Origin of the sequence: Pseudomonas sp. Pseu.R1 (assembly GCF_045764065.1) — a bacterium.
Classification (GTDB): Bacteria; Pseudomonadota; Gammaproteobacteria; order Pseudomonadales; family Pseudomonadaceae; genus Aquipseudomonas.
The window spans coordinates 2,700,779-2,714,365 of sequence record NZ_JBJGEE020000001.1; the positions used below are offsets into that span (position 1 = coordinate 2,700,779).

Genomic DNA, 13,587 nt, shown 5'->3' on the forward strand with positions numbered 1-13,587 from the left:
CATGTCACTGTCCCCTCAAGACGCGCCACGTCTGACCCTGCCCGCCCCTGCCAAGCTGAACCTGATGCTGCACATACTCGGGCGCCGCCCCGACGGCTACCACGAATTGCAGACGATCTTTCAGTTCCTCGACTACGGCGACGAGCTCAGTTTCGCACTGCGCGAAGACGGCGAAGTGCGCCTGCAAACGGAAATTCCTGACGTCCCCCACGACAGCAATCTGATTGTCAAAGCCGCTCGCGCGCTCAAAGAGCAGTCCGGTTGCACACAAGGTGTCGACATCTGGCTGAAGAAAATCCTGCCCATGGGTGGCGGCATTGGCGGTGGCAGTTCGGATGCCGCGACCACCCTGCTAGGGCTCAATCATCTCTGGCAACTGGGCTGGGACGAGGATCGCCTCGCTGCACTGGGCCTCAAACTGGGCGCCGACGTCCCGGTTTTCGTACGTGGACACGCGGCTTTCGCCGAGGGCGTGGGCGAAATCCTCACCCCTGTGGACCCCGAAGAATTGTGGTATGTCGTGCTGGTGCCGCAAGCCTCTGTAAGTACAGCAGAAATTTTTTCAGATCCACTGTTGACACGTGACACGCCGCCCATTAAAGTGCGCCCCGTTCCCAAGGGAAACAGTCGAAATGACTGCTTACCGGTTGTAGCAAGGCGTTATCCAGATGTTCGTAACGCTTTGAATTTGCTAGGTAAATTTACCGAAGCAAAATTAACCGGAACTGGAAGTTGTGTGTTTGGGGCCTTCCCAAACAAAGCTGAAGCTGATAAAGTCTCGGCCCTTCTTACAGAGACCCTTACAGGGTTTGTAGCAAAAGGCAGCAACATTTCGATGTTGCACCGCAAGTTACAAACACTGCTCTAAGAGAACCGAATGCCAGGCATTCGTTGCAACAAATACAGGGGCGTCGCCAAGCGGTAAGGCAGCAGGTTTTGATCCTGCCATGCGTTGGTTCGAATCCAGCCGCCCCTGCCATTTTCCTATAGCCATCCAGGCATACCCAAATACATCAGGTACTGCGCGTGTCCAAGATGATGGTCTTCACGGGGAACGCTAACCCCGATCTGGCTCGGCGTGTCGTTCGTCAGCTGCATATCCCTCTCGGTGACATTTCTGTCGGCAAGTTTTCCGACGGCGAGATTACCGCTGAGATCAATGAAAACGTTCGCGGTAAAGACGTCTTCATCATTCAGCCGACCTGCGCTCCGACCAACGATAACCTGATGGAACTCGTCGTGATGGCTGATGCCTTCCGCCGCTCCTCAGCGACTCGTATCACCGCTGTTATCCCTTACTTTGGTTATGCCCGCCAGGATCGCCGTCCGCGCTCCGCTCGTGTGGCAATCAGCGCCAAAGTGGTTGCGGACATGCTCACCGTTGTCGGTATCGACCGTGTGCTGACCGTTGACCTGCACGCTGACCAGATTCAGGGCTTCTTCGACATTCCGGTAGATAACATCTACGGCTCCCCGGTTCTGGTGGATGACATCGAAGATCAACGTTTCGAAAACCTGATGATCGTTTCTCCGGATATCGGTGGCGTCGTGCGTGCACGTGCTGTTGCCAAATCCCTGGGTGTCGATCTCGGGATCATCGACAAACGCCGCGAGAAGGCCAATCACTCTGAAGTGATGCACATCATCGGTGACGTCGAAGGTCGTACCTGCATTCTGGTCGACGACATGGTCGATACCGCCGGCACTCTGTGCCACGCGGCCAAGGCTCTGAAAGAACACGGCGCAGCCAAGGTATTTGCCTACTGCACCCACCCTGTTCTCTCGGGTCGTGCGATCGAGAACATTGAAAATTCCGTGCTGGACGAACTGGTGGTGACCAACACCATCCCGTTGTCCGCAGCAGCACAAGCCTGTGACCGTATCCGTCAACTGGATATCGCACCGGTAGTGGCTGAAGCGATGCGTCGCATCAGCAATGAAGAATCGATCAGCGCGATGTTCCGCTAAGGGCTCTGCCCTTTCGAAACTCCGTTGACGAAAAGCGCCCCGCCCCAACAGCCTCTGTTGGGGCGGGGCTTTTTTGCCCATATCGGGTTTGGCGCTGGTCGCAAACGCCACCCGAGCATGGCTATTTTGGAGATACAAAATGACTGACTTTACTCTGAACGCCCAAGCGCGTACTGACCTGGGGAAAGGTGCGAGCCGCCGCCTGCGTCACTCCGCCAGCATCCCTGCCGTTGTTTACGGTGGTAACAAAGACGCGCAGTCCCTGACCATCGTGGCCAAGGAAATCACCAAACTGTTCGACAACGAAGCGGCTTTCAGCCACGTGATCGAACTGAACGTTGACGGCACCAAGCAAAACGTCATCGTTAAAGCACTGCAGCGTCACCCAGCCAAGCAGTTCATCATGCACGCTGACTTCATCCGTGTTGTCGCTGGCCAGAAACTGACTGCCAAGGTTCCGGTTCACTTCGTTAACGAAGAAGCTCCGGTCAAGAAAGGCGGCGAAGTTTCCCACGTAGAAAACGAAATCGAAGTTTCCTGCGAAGCCAAAGACCTGCCTGAGTTCATCGAAGTTGACCTGGCTAAAGCCGAAGTCGGCACCATCATCCACCTGTCGGACCTGAAAGCTCCGAAAGGCGTAGAATTCGTGGCTCTGGCTCACGGTGACGACAAAGCAGTTGCCAACGTTCACGCGCCACGCGTTTCCGCTGAAGCTGCTGAAGAAGGCGCTGCCGAGTAATTCATTACTCGCACGCCGGTTGCATGAGTGACGATATTCGGTATCGTCACCCACAACCCAAGGAAGAGCCCCTGACGTGACCGCCATCCAACTGATCGTCGGCCTGGGAAACCCCGGCCCCGAATACGAACAGACCCGGCATAACGCAGGGGCTCTTTTCGTTGAACGCATTGCCAGCGCCCAGCGTGTCAATCTGACCGCTGACCGCAAGTATTTCGGCCTGACGGCTAAATTCAGCCATCAGGGCCAAGACGTTCGTCTGCTGATACCCACCACCTACATGAACCGTAGCGGCCAGTCCGTTGCGGCACTGGCGGGTTTCTTCCGGATTCCTCCTGCGGCCATTCTGGTGGCCCACGACGAACTCGACCTGCCTCCGGGTGTCGCCAAACTCAAACTGGGTGGCGGACACGGCGGGCACAACGGCCTGCGCGACATCATCGCGCAGCTCGGCAACCAGAACGGCTTCCATCGTCTGCGGCTCGGCATCGGGCACCCAGGCGACGCCAAATTGGTCTCCAACTTCGTACTGGGTCGTGCGCCGCGCGCCGAACAGGAAAAACTGGACGCCAGCATCGACTTTGCCCTCGGCGTGCTGCCGGATGTCCTCGCAGGCGACTTCGCCAAGGCGATGCGAGTCCTGCACAGCCAGAAGGCCTGACATCACACGAGGGGAAACACCATGGGATTCAATTGCGGCATCGTCGGCCTGCCCAACGTCGGCAAGTCCACCCTGTTCAACGCCCTGACCAAATCCGGTATTGCGGCAGAGAACTTTCCCTTCTGCACCATCGAGCCGAACAGCGGCATCGTGGCCATGCCCGATGCACGCCTGAACGCGCTGGCTGAAATCGTCAACCCCAAGCGCATCCTGCCGACCACAATGGAGTTCGTCGACATCGCCGGTTTGGTGGCGGGTGCCTCCAAAGGTGAAGGTCTGGGCAACAAGTTCCTGGCCAACATCCGCGAAACCGATGCCATCGCCCACGTGGTCCGCTGCTTCGAAGACGAAAACGTGATTCACGTCTCCAACAGCGTCGACCCGAAACGCGACATCGAAATCATCGACCTTGAACTGATCTTCGCTGACCTCGAAAGCTGCGAGAAGCAACTTCAGAAAGTTGCGCGCAATGCCAAGGGCGGTGACAAGGAAGCGGTGGTTCAAAAAGGCCTGCTGGAACAACTCATCAGCCACTTCACCGATGGCAAGCCTGCGCGCAGCCTGATGAAAGGCATGAGCGCCGAAGAGAAGGCCGTGATCAAGGGCTTCCACCTGCTGACCACCAAGCCTGTGATGTACATCGCCAACGTCGCTGAAGACGGCTTCGAAAACAACCCGCACCTGGACGTGGTTCGCGCCATCGCCGAAGAAGAAGGCGCCATGCTGGTGCCGGTCTGCAACAAGATCGAAGCCGAGATCGCCGAACTCGACGACGGTGAAGAGAAGGACATGTTCCTCGAAGCCCTGGGCCTTGAAGAGCCGGGTCTGAACCGCGTGATCCGCGCCGGTTATGAAATGCTCAACCTGCAGACCTACTTCACTGCCGGTGTCGAAGAAGTCCGCGCCTGGACCGTCCGTGTCGGCGCCACCGCGCCACAAGCCGCTGGCGTCATCCACACCGACTTCGAAAAAGGCTTCATCCGCGCCGAGTGCGTGGCCTACAGCGACTTCATCCAGTACAAGGGCGAAGCCGGTGCCAAAGAAGCTGGTAAATGGCGTCTGGAAGGCAAGGACTACATCGTCAAGGACGGTGACGTTTTGCATTTCCGCTTCAACGTCTGATCGCAGCGCGCTTTGTAACAGGAAAGCCCCCATCTCCGGGGGCTTTTTTGTGGGCCAATCGCCACACGCTCGCCCGGCATTTTTTCTGACTCAGGTCAATTCGAGCAGAAAATGCGAATTAATCTCAAATAGATCCTTGCTATTCCTCGGATAAGAATTATTCTCATTGAACATTTTCAAGGAGAACGAACATGACTTATCTGATAGACGCCTGGCTGGACCGGCCACATCCTTACCTGCGCATCCTGCACCGTGAAACTGGTGAGGTGTGTGCCGTGCTGGAAGAAGACGCACTCGATGAACTGCGGGATCAGGGGGATCTGGATGTGCACAGCCTCAGTTCGTGTGAACCGGGTGTGCAGAAGGAAATGGTACGAAGCCTGTTTCTGTTCTGCTACGCCCGAGCGTTGCGCCCGGCGTGTGAACTTCATTGAACAGCTCAACCTTCAAGCTGCGCGCTGCTGACTGAGCGAAAGCGTCAATCCGCAACGTACAGCTTTGACAGCTTGAAGCTTGTGGCTGCTTTTACAGGACGTCGAGCAGTTCGACGTCGAATACCAGCACGCTGTGCGGCGGAATGCTGCCCACGCCCTGAGCGCCATAGGCCAGTTCGCTTGGAACGTGCAGACGCCATTTACTGCCGGCCTTCATAAGTTGCAGCGCTTCGGTCCAGCCAGCGATCACGCCACCCACCGGAAATTCAGCGGGCTCACCACGGTCGTAGGAGCTGTCGAACACAGTGCCGTCGATCAGCATGCCGTGGTAGTGAGTGCGCACGTTGCTTTCACGGGTAGGTTGCTCGCCTTCACCTTGAGTGATGACTTCGAATTGCAGCCCGGACGCCAAAGTGGTCACGCCCTCACGCTTGGCGTTTTCGGCCAGGTATTCCTTGCCAGCGCCAGCAGCGGCTTCGGCTTTGGCAGCCGCTTCAGCCTGCATGATGTCGCGAATGACTTTGAAGCTGGCGGCCATTTCTTCCTGGCTGACGCGGCTTGGCTGGCCACCGAAGGCGTCGGTCAGGCCTGCCAAGATGGCATCCAGGTTCACGCCCGGTGGCGGGTTGTCACGCAACTGGTCACCCAACTGGCGGCCAATGCCGTAGCTGACACGGGTTTCGTCGGTAGACAGATTGACTTCGGACATGCTGCTGCTCCGCTTGGAGAACGCCCGCAGGCGCCCTGAACTAAAAGGCCGAGCAGCCTAGCACAAGCCGACGCATCAGGTCATGGCTTACCACGCCGAGCGGATTGACATCGGCACACGCACGGTTTGCTCTTCGGTATCCCGGATTCCGCACATCTCATCGTGAACCACGGCGTGCACCAGATTGAAGGGCATGTCCGACACCGCATGCAACACCTCCCGGGCGTGCTCGACCGAACGCAAGTGCATCGTCTTGCCGTGGGCATCATTGAGCGGGTGAGCCGCGCCATGCATGCGCGCTTCAAGCAGGTAGATACCGCCTTCCATGGAGATAAGGTTGAGTTCGTCAATGCGACCGGCACTGGCGTGGGCGGTGAGTTCCTGAAGATTCATGAGAGGGTCCTCGTTGATCCAGTATGAAGATGAACGAGTGACAAGTCTGGCTGGAGTAAAGGAAGGAAGGTGTGCCGCTGGTCCGGTTTGACCACTGTCGAAAGGTTATCGATTTGTAGGAGCGCGCTTGCCCGCGAATGCAGCGCATCAGGCAACATCAAGGCGTCTGACTTTAAAGCAATCGCGGGCAAGCGCGCTCCTACAAATAAGCAACTATCAATGCTTGGTCAGCTTGTCCAGATAGCCCATCGCAAACGCCGACACCACGAAGGTCATGTGAATGATCACGTACCACATCAGGTATTGGGTTTCGATGTTCTTGGCGTCCATGAACACCCGAAGCAGGTGAATGGAGGAGATAGCGACGATGGAAGCCGCGACTTTCATCTTCAGGGAAGATGAGTCCATCTTGCCCAGCCAGTTGAGCTTTTCCTTGCTCTCGTCGATGTCCAGTTGCGAAACGAAGTTCTCGTAACCGGAGATCATCACCATCACCAGCAGACCGCCCACCAGCGCCATGTCGATCAACGACAGCAGCACCAGAATCAGGTCCGATTCAGCCAGCGAAAATACATTGGGAATGACGTGAAAGATTTCCTGGAAGAACTTCAGCGCCAGCGCCAACAGCCCCAGAGACAAACCAAAGTAGATCGGCGCCAGCAACCAGCGCGACGCGTACATGGCATTTTCGATAAAACGTTCCATTGAAACTCACAGTTAATTGAAAGCTCGCGAGTATAGGGCGAAGGCTGTGCAGCACAACCCATCACGACAAAACTTGAAACAATTAACTCGGAGACAGATCCGCCTGCGGTGAAGTGCACGCCACGCTACGACCCTGTGTCACAGGAAAAACGACGTGGCGCTCACTGGATCGTAATCCGTCAGTTGAGTGGGAACGTTCGATGGCCGTGAGACGTGCCCCCATTGATCCGGCGCAATTCGCCTTGCAGATGAAGGCTCCAGATCGGAATTTCCTCGGCCGTTTGATAGCCATGCAAAGCAAGGCTTTCAGCAATCGCATCCAGTACCGATTCGGCCGCAACCGGCCCATGAAACGGTCCTTGAGCTTTTAGCGCAGAAGGTTGTTCACCCGACATTCCAGCGGCGAACAGTAAGGTCCACATTCCGTTATCGCCAGACAGCGGGCGAATGACACATTCGATACGGGTCACAAGACCCAGGCATTGACGAGTAAGACAGAGGCTGCGCGGCATGGCGAGCTCCTCATTGATTGCAGTATTCATTCCCTTGAAACGACCGAAGGAAACGCGTCAGTCCGTTTGACAACTGCTGTAACACGACAATACGAAGAAATATCCCACAGGAAAAGAGCGAAAACAAAACGGGCGCCGAATGGTCATTTGGCCATCAAACGCCCGGTTTAGTTGACGTCAAACCCTTAACTTTTCAGCTCAGGCTGTAATTGTGGCGCCTCTTTTTCGATCTCTTTGAGGTCATCTTCGCTGAGCATTTCGGCGATATCGCGCAGGCGATCCACCACACGGCCATTGACCGAGTTTTCAGGGAACTGCCCCTCTTCGTCGGCTTCGCCCACCGGCTCGCCCACCAACAGGCTCAGCGCTTCGTCCACCTGGCGCACCGCGTACACGTGGAATTGCCCGGCGCGCACGGCTTGTAATACGCGCTCATCGAGCATCAGCGTGGCAACGTTGGCCTGCGGGATGATCGCGCCTTGATCCCCTGTCAGGCCACGAGCCTCACAGAGTCGGAAAAAGCCTTCGATCTTCTCGTTGACCCCGCCCACCGCCTGCACTTCGCCGAACTGGTTGATGGACCCGGTGATCGCAAAGCATTGCTTGAGTGGCGTTTTCGACAGCGCGGAAATCAGCGTGCAGACCTCGCCCAGCGACGCACTGTCGCCGTCCACGTAGCCGTAGGACTGTTCCAGCGCGATGCTTGCTGAGATCGCCAGCGGGAACTCCTGCGCATAACGACTGCCCAGATAGCCCGTCAAAATCATCACGCCCTTGGAGTGGATCGGCTGACCGAGGTTGACCTCACGTTCGATGTCAACGATGCCGCTGCCGCCCGGGTACACCGTGGCGGAAATCCGCGCAGGCACCCCGAACGCCGAATCGCCCACTTCCAGCACCGTCAGGCCGTTGCATTTGCCAACGGCTGCGCCTGCGGTGTCGATGAGGATGATCCCGGCGAGCATGTCGTCGAGAATCCGCGCCGACACCCGCCCCGTGCGCGTCGCCTTGGCCTTGAGTGCACGCTCGATATGCCCGGCGTCCGTGCGTTCGTCGTTGGCCAGGCTGCGAATGAAATCGGCTTCGCTGACCAACTGGAACAGATCGCCAATACGCGCCGACAAACGCCCCTGGTGCTCGGCCAGCCGCGCACTGTAGGTCGCCAGTCGGGCAACGGCATCGGCGGTCAACGGCGCCATGCCCTCTTCCGAGGTGCGGGTTTTCAGCAGTTGGGCGAACTGCTCAAGGCTCTCGTCGACCATCGGGATGTCTTCGTCGAAGTCCACCAGTACCCGGAACATCTCCTGGAAATCCGGATCGAGGTCTTGCAGCGTGTAGTACAGCGAACGGGCACCGATGATGATGACCTTCACCTGCAACGGGATGGTTTGCGGGGTCAGGGTCACGGTGGCGATGCGGCCCAACTCACCCAGCGGCGATTCCATCTTCAGTTTGCGCGATTGCAGAGAACGCTTGAGCGCGTCCCACACGAACGGCTCGCTGAGCATTTTCTCCGCTTCAAGGATCAGGAAACCGCCGTTGGCCCGGTGAATCGCCCCCGGACGCAACTGGCGATAGGTGGTGTACAGCGCGCCTTGGTCGGTGCTGTATTCGATGCGGCCGAACAGGTTGTCGTAGGTCGGGTGCGGCTCGAACACCACAGGCGCCCCGCCGCTGGCCGAATGCCCCACTACCAGGCTTGGGCAGTATTGCTCTTCCAGCAGCTTGCGCGCCTGAGCATCGCTCTTGCTGTCATCGACCAGTTGCTCGACCACCGTTTTCAGCAGATTGACCTGCACGGCTTGCAGGTACGCACAAACCGCCGCGTTTTCGGCGTATTGCTCGGACAGCGGCGCCAGCAACGGCTGCAACGCCAGAATGATGGTTTCTTCATTCAGTTGGCGCATCTGGTTGCTGGACTCGCGTTTCCATTGCGGCAGGCTGGCCAGCTCCTCATTCAAACGCTCTTCCAGCGCCGAAATATCGCTGTGGAAACGCTCGCGCTCAGCATCCGGCAATTGTGAGAACTCGGCCTCATCCAGCGCCTTGCCATCGAGCATCGGGGTGAAGGCGATGTTGCTGCTGTCCCGATAAAGCGCGATGTCCTTTTCCAGTGCCAGACGCTCGATCACGTCCAGTGCACGGTCGTAGCGCTGGTTGAAGGCGCGGTCAATACCGCTTTTCTTTTGCTGGTAGGACGGGTGCTCGAAGACCGCAGGAAATGTCGACAGAAGGTTGTCGATCAGTCCGTTGATGTCGGCAATGAACGAACTCGCACTGCCGGGCGGCAATTCCACCGCACGTGGCTCGCGTGGCTCGTCGAAATTGTTGACGTAAACCCAGTCCGACGGGGTCTGCAAACGCTTGCCCTCGGCCTTGAGGTAGCGTTTTACGAAAGAAAAACGGCCCGTGCCGGGCTCGCCCATGACGAAGACGTTGTAACCGGGGCGCGGCATGGCGACCCCGAACTGTAAGGCCTCGACCGCTCGTTCCTGACCGAGCACGCCGCGAAAGGGTTCCAGATCGTTGGTTGTCGTGAAGCTGAACTGTTCAGCGGAAAAGGGACGGGTCAGCGCCTCAGGCGCTAGTCGCAGGCTGGCAGCTACAGAATCGGGCATCGGACATCCTTACATCAGGCGGGGCAGATGGGGGCATTCTGGCGCTCGCTGCACCAGACTGGCAAGGCAGGAACCCTCGGAATCTTTTTCCCCCTGAAGAAGCGACTTACAAGACCCAAGCGATTTGGGCGACAGGCAACAAACTGCAATAACCCACGGAACGTTCGGATCGTGCCTAAACTCCAACCTGCGCGGCCGGTAACAATTCAATAAACCGGCCCCCCCCTGGCGCCGTTCTGGCCAGGCATCCGACCCTTGGTTGAAACAACAGAGACTAAAGCTATGAAACGGATTCTTCTTGGTACTCTCCTCGCCGCTGCATCCCTGAACGCCATGGCCCAAGCGCCTGGCGGCCCTGATTGCGGCTGGGGCAACATGCTGTTCGAAGGCCAACGCGGTACTCCAGCTCACTTCCTTGCGTCCACCACCAACGGCACCTCCGGTAACGCCACGTTCGGCATGACCTCGGGCACCAACGGTTGCTCCACCAACAGCGCGCTGACCTATGGCGGCAAGTCCTGGTTTGCCATGAACGGCATGATGGACGAACTCTCCAAGGACATGGCCATGGGCCAGGGCGAAGCGCTGACCACCTACGCGGTGGTACTGGGCGTGAAACCTGAAGATCGTGCGCATTTCGCCGCGGTCACCCATGAGCACTACTCGCAGATCTTCAACAAGGCTGATGCCACCGCCGAAGACGTTCACACCAACACAATGGACGTGTTGAAGAATGATCCGACGCTGGCCAAATACGCCACACAAGCTTAAAACGCTGTATCCCCCTGCCCTCTTCGGAGGGCAGGAGTCGAACGCCTCCGTCCAATCCTGACTAGTTGCCACACTATGCTCAAACGCCTTGCCCGGCGGGCGCTCTACATGTGTGCCCCGCTGTACGCCGCGCAGCTTTCTGCCGCACCGCATGTCGACAATGATCGTTTGCAGCAACTGGCCGACTCCCGATTCTGGATCGCCATCGGCCATTACGAATCCGCCAAGCTGGGCGGCTGGCGCAGCTACGTCGATGACCCGAAGTTCTTCCTCGCGGTCGATGGCGCCCATGACCCGAAGGCCGAGCTGGCCGCCACCCTCGAAGCGATCTATCGCCCTGTGGTGCAAGGTAAGGAAGACCTTCATCCGCAATGCGTTTATCCCTCGCGCACGCGCTTTTTGCGGAACGAACTGAAGCTGACAGACCTGCCTGCCGCCGACTGCAAAGACTTCAACAAATGGTTTTCCGACGTCGCGCCGGACAGCACAGTGATGATTTTTCCGGCGGCCTACCTCAACAGTCCGTCTTCCATGTTCGGCCACACCCTGCTGCGCATCGACCAGAAAGGCGTGCAGGAAAATCAGACCGCACTGCTCAGCTACGCAATCAACTTCGGCGCCTACATCGAAGGCTCCGACAACAGCATTCTCTATGCGTGGAAGGGCCTGATGGGGGGCTATCCGGGCCTGTTCGCGCTGGTGCCGTATCAAGAAAAACTCTCAGAGTACCGTAGCCTCGAAAACCGTGACCTGTGGGAATACCGCCTGAACCTGACGCCGGAAGAAACCCGGCGCATGGTCGAGCATGTGTGGGAACTCAAACAGATTCGCTTCGGCTATTTCTTCTTCGACGAGAACTGTTCGTACCGTCTGCTGGAGCTGCTGCAAGTCGCGCGTCCAAGTCTGAACCTGACCCCGCAATTTCGCCTGACCGCCATTCCCACCGATACCGTGCGAGCGGTGAAAGACGCAGGCTTGGTGGAGAAAATCGATTATCGCCCTTCGAAAGAGCGCGAACTGCTCAGCCGCGCCGAACCGCTGAGCCACGACGAAAAACAGTGGGTGCTGAAGATCAGCGCCGATCAGCAACAGATGCGAACCTCGGAATATCAGGCGCTGGCAAAAGATCGCCGTGCGTTGATTCAGGACGCGGCCTATCGCCTTGAGCGCTATCGTGCCAATGGCCAGGAGCGCGACCCAGTGCGGGCGCAGCGCAGCTACGACCTGTTACGAGCGATCAGCACCAACCCGCCGCCTGCGCTGAACATCGAACGCCCCGGCCTGCCAGAAGACGGCCATGAATCCCGCACCTGGCAACTGGGCGTCGGTACGCGCGATGACAAGGCTTTTGCCGAATACGGCCTGCGCATGGCGTATCACGATTTGAACGACAACGCTTATGGCTTCCCGCTCGGGGCGCAGATCGAGATTCTGCAACTGAAACTGCGCCAGTACGAAAACAATAAGTGGCAGGTACAGCGGCTGGATCTGGCGACCATCCGCTCACTCACCCCGCGCAACGAACTGCTGCAACCCTGGTCCTGGCAAGTGACGGGCGGACTGGAGCGGGTGCTGGGCAAGCATGGTGATGAAAACCTGGTGAGCCATGTGAATGGCGGCGCGGGCGGCACGTGGAAACTGGGGGACGATGCCTTGGGCTTCGCGTTGGGCACCGTGCGGGTCGAACACAACAATGATTTCGATGCATTCGTGTCACCGGCAGCAGGTTTTGACACCGGGGTGTTGTGGCGTAATCCGCTAGGGAATCTGAGCGTTGAGGGTAAAGGCGACTACTTCACCAACGGCGAAGTACGCCGCACGATCAGTCTGAATCAACAGTGGGAATTATCGCGCAACCTGGGGCTGCGGTTGAGCGCACAACGGCAGTTCAGCGAAATGACCTCGCCAGTGAATGAGGTGATGCTGGAATTGAAGTGGTATCACTATTGAAAAAAAGAGGCGAAACGGACGGTTTCTGCCAGAGGCGTGTTGATCGTTCCCACGCTCTGCGTGGGCACGCAGCCTGTGACGCTCCGCGTCACCCCTACAGTGTGAACGGGGTTACCACGCGGAGCGTGGGAACGATCAACGCCTTCGGCAGCAGCAGCGTTGTCACACCACCTTCGCGGTGTAGCCCTCTTCCACGATCAAACTGATGATCTGCTCGGCAGCCAACTGGCTCTGCACCGCCACTTCGCCTTTGGCCAGATCGATCTGCACATCCGCCGCCGGGTCTTCACCCTTTATGGCGTTGGTAACCGCGCGAACGCAGTGGCCGCAGGTCATGCCTTGAACGTTGAACACTTGCATGTCGTGACTCCTCGGGTGAATGAAAAGCATTGAATGACGGCATCTTTGACCTTCCCACCATGGCAAGGTCAAGTTTCTCTTGAACCTGCCGGGCTGGCATTCAGCGTCACCCTGAGCCAAAGTGTTTCATCAACGATCATCAGGAGAATCGGCCATGCGCTGGTCAACCCCTCGTCTTTTCGGATTTCTCGGCCTGCTGGCTTGCGCCTCCTGGGCTCAGGCCGATGAGGATTACGGCGTACTCATCATTTCCCGCGAGCGGCTGGAAGTAGGCACACCGTGCGAAATCGGTATTTATATGCAGGATCAACTGGTGGGCCGCTTGTTTCAGGAAGAAACACGCTCGTTCAACCTGCCTGCCGGTGATGTTTCCGTGCGTTTGCGCGTGCTGCCCACTCAGACGCCAGGCTGCTCGCCAGGCATCGAAGCGCAGAACAACACCCGGCTGCATATCAATGCCCACGACGTTCTCAAGTACCGCATCGCCTCCGGGCCCAATGGCATGTACCTGAAGAAAGCCGAGCTGAATTACTGAAATTTTCCGACAGGAATGCATTGTTTGTGGGAGCCGGCTTGCTGGCGAAGCGGTGTGACATTCCCTAATGAGTTGGCTGGCAGTCTGTTATCGCCAGCAAGCCGACTCCC

15 protein-coding genes and 1 tRNA gene are annotated in these 13,587 nt (G+C 57.8%); 10 read left to right on the plus strand and 6 right to left on the minus strand.

The window, feature by feature from the left end; all coding sequences use genetic code 11:
- The first annotated feature begins 1 nt into the window (after position 1).
- From ispE to ACI5GA_RS12505, 7 genes are all read left to right on the plus strand, one after another.
- Positions 2–868: a 4-(cytidine 5'-diphospho)-2-C-methyl-D-erythritol kinase gene (ispE, locus tag ACI5GA_RS12475; protein WP_421422903.1), complete on the plus strand. Its 867-nt coding sequence runs from the start codon at positions 2–4 to the stop codon at positions 866–868.
- Positions 869–904: 36 nt separating this feature from the next.
- Positions 905–979: transfer RNA gene (locus ACI5GA_RS12480), tRNA-Gln, on the plus strand.
- Between the two features lie 47 nt (positions 980–1,026).
- Positions 1,027–1,968 carry a ribose-phosphate pyrophosphokinase gene (locus ACI5GA_RS12485; RefSeq protein ID WP_037018241.1) on the plus strand — a complete coding sequence of 314 codons (942 nt, stop codon included), beginning with the start codon at positions 1,027–1,029 and terminating at the stop codon, positions 1,966–1,968.
- A 139-nt stretch (positions 1,969–2,107) separates the two neighbouring features.
- On the plus strand, positions 2,108–2,707 hold the full coding sequence (locus ACI5GA_RS12490; RefSeq protein WP_404633976.1) for a 50S ribosomal protein L25/general stress protein Ctc: 600 nt from the start codon (positions 2,108–2,110) through the stop codon (positions 2,705–2,707).
- Positions 2,708–2,783: 76 nt separating this feature from the next.
- Entirely contained in the window at positions 2,784–3,368 is a 585-nt protein-coding gene (gene pth, locus ACI5GA_RS12495; RefSeq protein ID WP_400600295.1) for an aminoacyl-tRNA hydrolase, read from the plus strand.
- A 21-nt stretch (positions 3,369–3,389) separates the two neighbouring features.
- Positions 3,390–4,490 (plus strand): redox-regulated ATPase YchF, encoded by a 1,101-nt coding sequence (gene ychF, locus ACI5GA_RS12500; RefSeq protein ID WP_404633980.1) that lies wholly within the window; start codon positions 3,390–3,392, stop codon positions 4,488–4,490.
- Between the two features lie 191 nt (positions 4,491–4,681).
- The gene (locus tag ACI5GA_RS12505) at positions 4,682–4,924 is read left to right on the plus strand and encodes a hypothetical protein (protein WP_404633982.1); all 243 of its coding nucleotides are present in this window, start codon (positions 4,682–4,684) and stop codon (positions 4,922–4,924) included.
- A 91-nt stretch (positions 4,925–5,015) separates the two neighbouring features.
- On the opposite strand, the gene ACI5GA_RS12510 is transcribed toward ACI5GA_RS12505, so the two are convergent.
- The 5 genes from ACI5GA_RS12510 to ACI5GA_RS12530 all read right to left on the minus strand — a co-directional run bounded on the left by ACI5GA_RS12510 (position 5,016) and on the right by ACI5GA_RS12530 (position 9,861).
- Complete coding sequence (locus ACI5GA_RS12510) at positions 5,016–5,633, minus strand: FKBP-type peptidyl-prolyl cis-trans isomerase (protein ID WP_404633984.1); 618 nt, start codon at positions 5,631–5,633, stop codon at positions 5,016–5,018.
- An 87-nt stretch (positions 5,634–5,720) separates the two neighbouring features.
- Complete coding sequence (locus tag ACI5GA_RS12515) at positions 5,721–6,026, minus strand: DUF6482 family protein (protein ID WP_404633986.1); 306 nt, start codon at positions 6,024–6,026, stop codon at positions 5,721–5,723.
- Positions 6,027–6,242: 216 nt separating this feature from the next.
- Positions 6,243–6,731 carry a TIGR00645 family protein gene (locus tag ACI5GA_RS12520; RefSeq protein WP_404633988.1) on the minus strand — a complete coding sequence of 163 codons (489 nt, stop codon included), beginning with the start codon at positions 6,729–6,731 and terminating at the stop codon, positions 6,243–6,245.
- Positions 6,732–6,910: 179 nt separating this feature from the next.
- Positions 6,911–7,243: a hypothetical protein gene (locus ACI5GA_RS12525; protein WP_404633990.1), complete on the minus strand. Its 333-nt coding sequence runs from the start codon at positions 7,241–7,243 to the stop codon at positions 6,911–6,913.
- Positions 7,244–7,428: 185 nt separating this feature from the next.
- The gene (locus ACI5GA_RS12530) at positions 7,429–9,861 is read right to left on the minus strand and encodes a Lon protease family protein (protein WP_404633992.1); all 2,433 of its coding nucleotides are present in this window, start codon (positions 9,859–9,861) and stop codon (positions 7,429–7,431) included.
- 282 nt (positions 9,862–10,143) lie between these two features.
- On the opposite strand from ACI5GA_RS12530, the gene ACI5GA_RS12535 reads away from it, so the two are divergent.
- Both ACI5GA_RS12535 and ACI5GA_RS12540 read left to right on the plus strand, forming a co-directional pair.
- A complete protein-coding gene (locus tag ACI5GA_RS12535; RefSeq protein ID WP_404633994.1) occupies positions 10,144–10,632 on the plus strand; it encodes a DUF3015 domain-containing protein in 489 nt (162 codons plus the stop codon).
- Between the two features lie 75 nt (positions 10,633–10,707).
- On the plus strand, positions 10,708–12,582 hold the full coding sequence (locus tag ACI5GA_RS12540) for a DUF4105 domain-containing protein (protein WP_421422904.1): 1,875 nt from the start codon (positions 10,708–10,710) through the stop codon (positions 12,580–12,582).
- A 162-nt stretch (positions 12,583–12,744) separates the two neighbouring features.
- On the opposite strand, the gene ACI5GA_RS12545 is transcribed toward ACI5GA_RS12540, so the two are convergent.
- A complete protein-coding gene (locus ACI5GA_RS12545) occupies positions 12,745–12,942 on the minus strand; it encodes a heavy-metal-associated domain-containing protein (RefSeq protein ID WP_404633998.1) in 198 nt (65 codons plus the stop codon).
- Positions 12,943–13,096: 154 nt separating this feature from the next.
- Between ACI5GA_RS12545 and ACI5GA_RS12550 the strand changes: the two genes are divergently transcribed.
- Positions 13,097–13,477, plus strand: a complete 381-nt coding sequence (locus ACI5GA_RS12550; RefSeq protein ID WP_404634000.1) for a hypothetical protein — start codon at positions 13,097–13,099, stop codon at positions 13,475–13,477.
- Positions 13,478–13,587: the final 110 nt, after the last annotated feature.

What these genes read in the sequence shown, in the direction of transcription:
- ispE (WP_421422903.1), top strand. Translation starts at nt 2, where the DNA reads ATGTCACTGTCCCCTCAAGACGCGCCACGTCTGACCCTGCCCGCCCCT.
- ACI5GA_RS12490 (WP_404633976.1), top strand. Translation starts at nt 2,108, where the DNA reads ATGACTGACTTTACTCTGAACGCCCAAGCGCGTACTGACCTGGGGAAA.
- ychF (WP_404633980.1), top strand. Translation starts at nt 3,390, where the DNA reads ATGGGATTCAATTGCGGCATCGTCGGCCTGCCCAACGTCGGCAAGTCC.
- ACI5GA_RS12505 (WP_404633982.1), top strand. Translation starts at nt 4,682, where the DNA reads ATGACTTATCTGATAGACGCCTGGCTGGACCGGCCACATCCTTACCTG.
- ACI5GA_RS12510 (WP_404633984.1), bottom strand. Translation starts at nt 5,633, where the DNA reads ATGTCCGAAGTCAATCTGTCTACCGACGAAACCCGTGTCAGCTACGGC.
- ACI5GA_RS12515 (WP_404633986.1), bottom strand. Translation starts at nt 6,026, where the DNA reads ATGAATCTTCAGGAACTCACCGCCCACGCCAGTGCCGGTCGCATTGAC.
- ACI5GA_RS12520 (WP_404633988.1), bottom strand. Translation starts at nt 6,731, where the DNA reads ATGGAACGTTTTATCGAAAATGCCATGTACGCGTCGCGCTGGTTGCTG.
- ACI5GA_RS12525 (WP_404633990.1), bottom strand. Translation starts at nt 7,243, where the DNA reads ATGCCGCGCAGCCTCTGTCTTACTCGTCAATGCCTGGGTCTTGTGACC.
- ACI5GA_RS12530 (WP_404633992.1), bottom strand. Translation starts at nt 9,861, where the DNA reads ATGCCCGATTCTGTAGCTGCCAGCCTGCGACTAGCGCCTGAGGCGCTG.
- ACI5GA_RS12535 (WP_404633994.1), top strand. Translation starts at nt 10,144, where the DNA reads ATGAAACGGATTCTTCTTGGTACTCTCCTCGCCGCTGCATCCCTGAAC.
- ACI5GA_RS12540 (WP_421422904.1), top strand. Translation starts at nt 10,708, where the DNA reads ATGCTCAAACGCCTTGCCCGGCGGGCGCTCTACATGTGTGCCCCGCTG.
- ACI5GA_RS12545 (WP_404633998.1), bottom strand. Translation starts at nt 12,942, where the DNA reads ATGCAAGTGTTCAACGTTCAAGGCATGACCTGCGGCCACTGCGTTCGC.
- ACI5GA_RS12550 (WP_404634000.1), top strand. Translation starts at nt 13,097, where the DNA reads ATGCGCTGGTCAACCCCTCGTCTTTTCGGATTTCTCGGCCTGCTGGCT.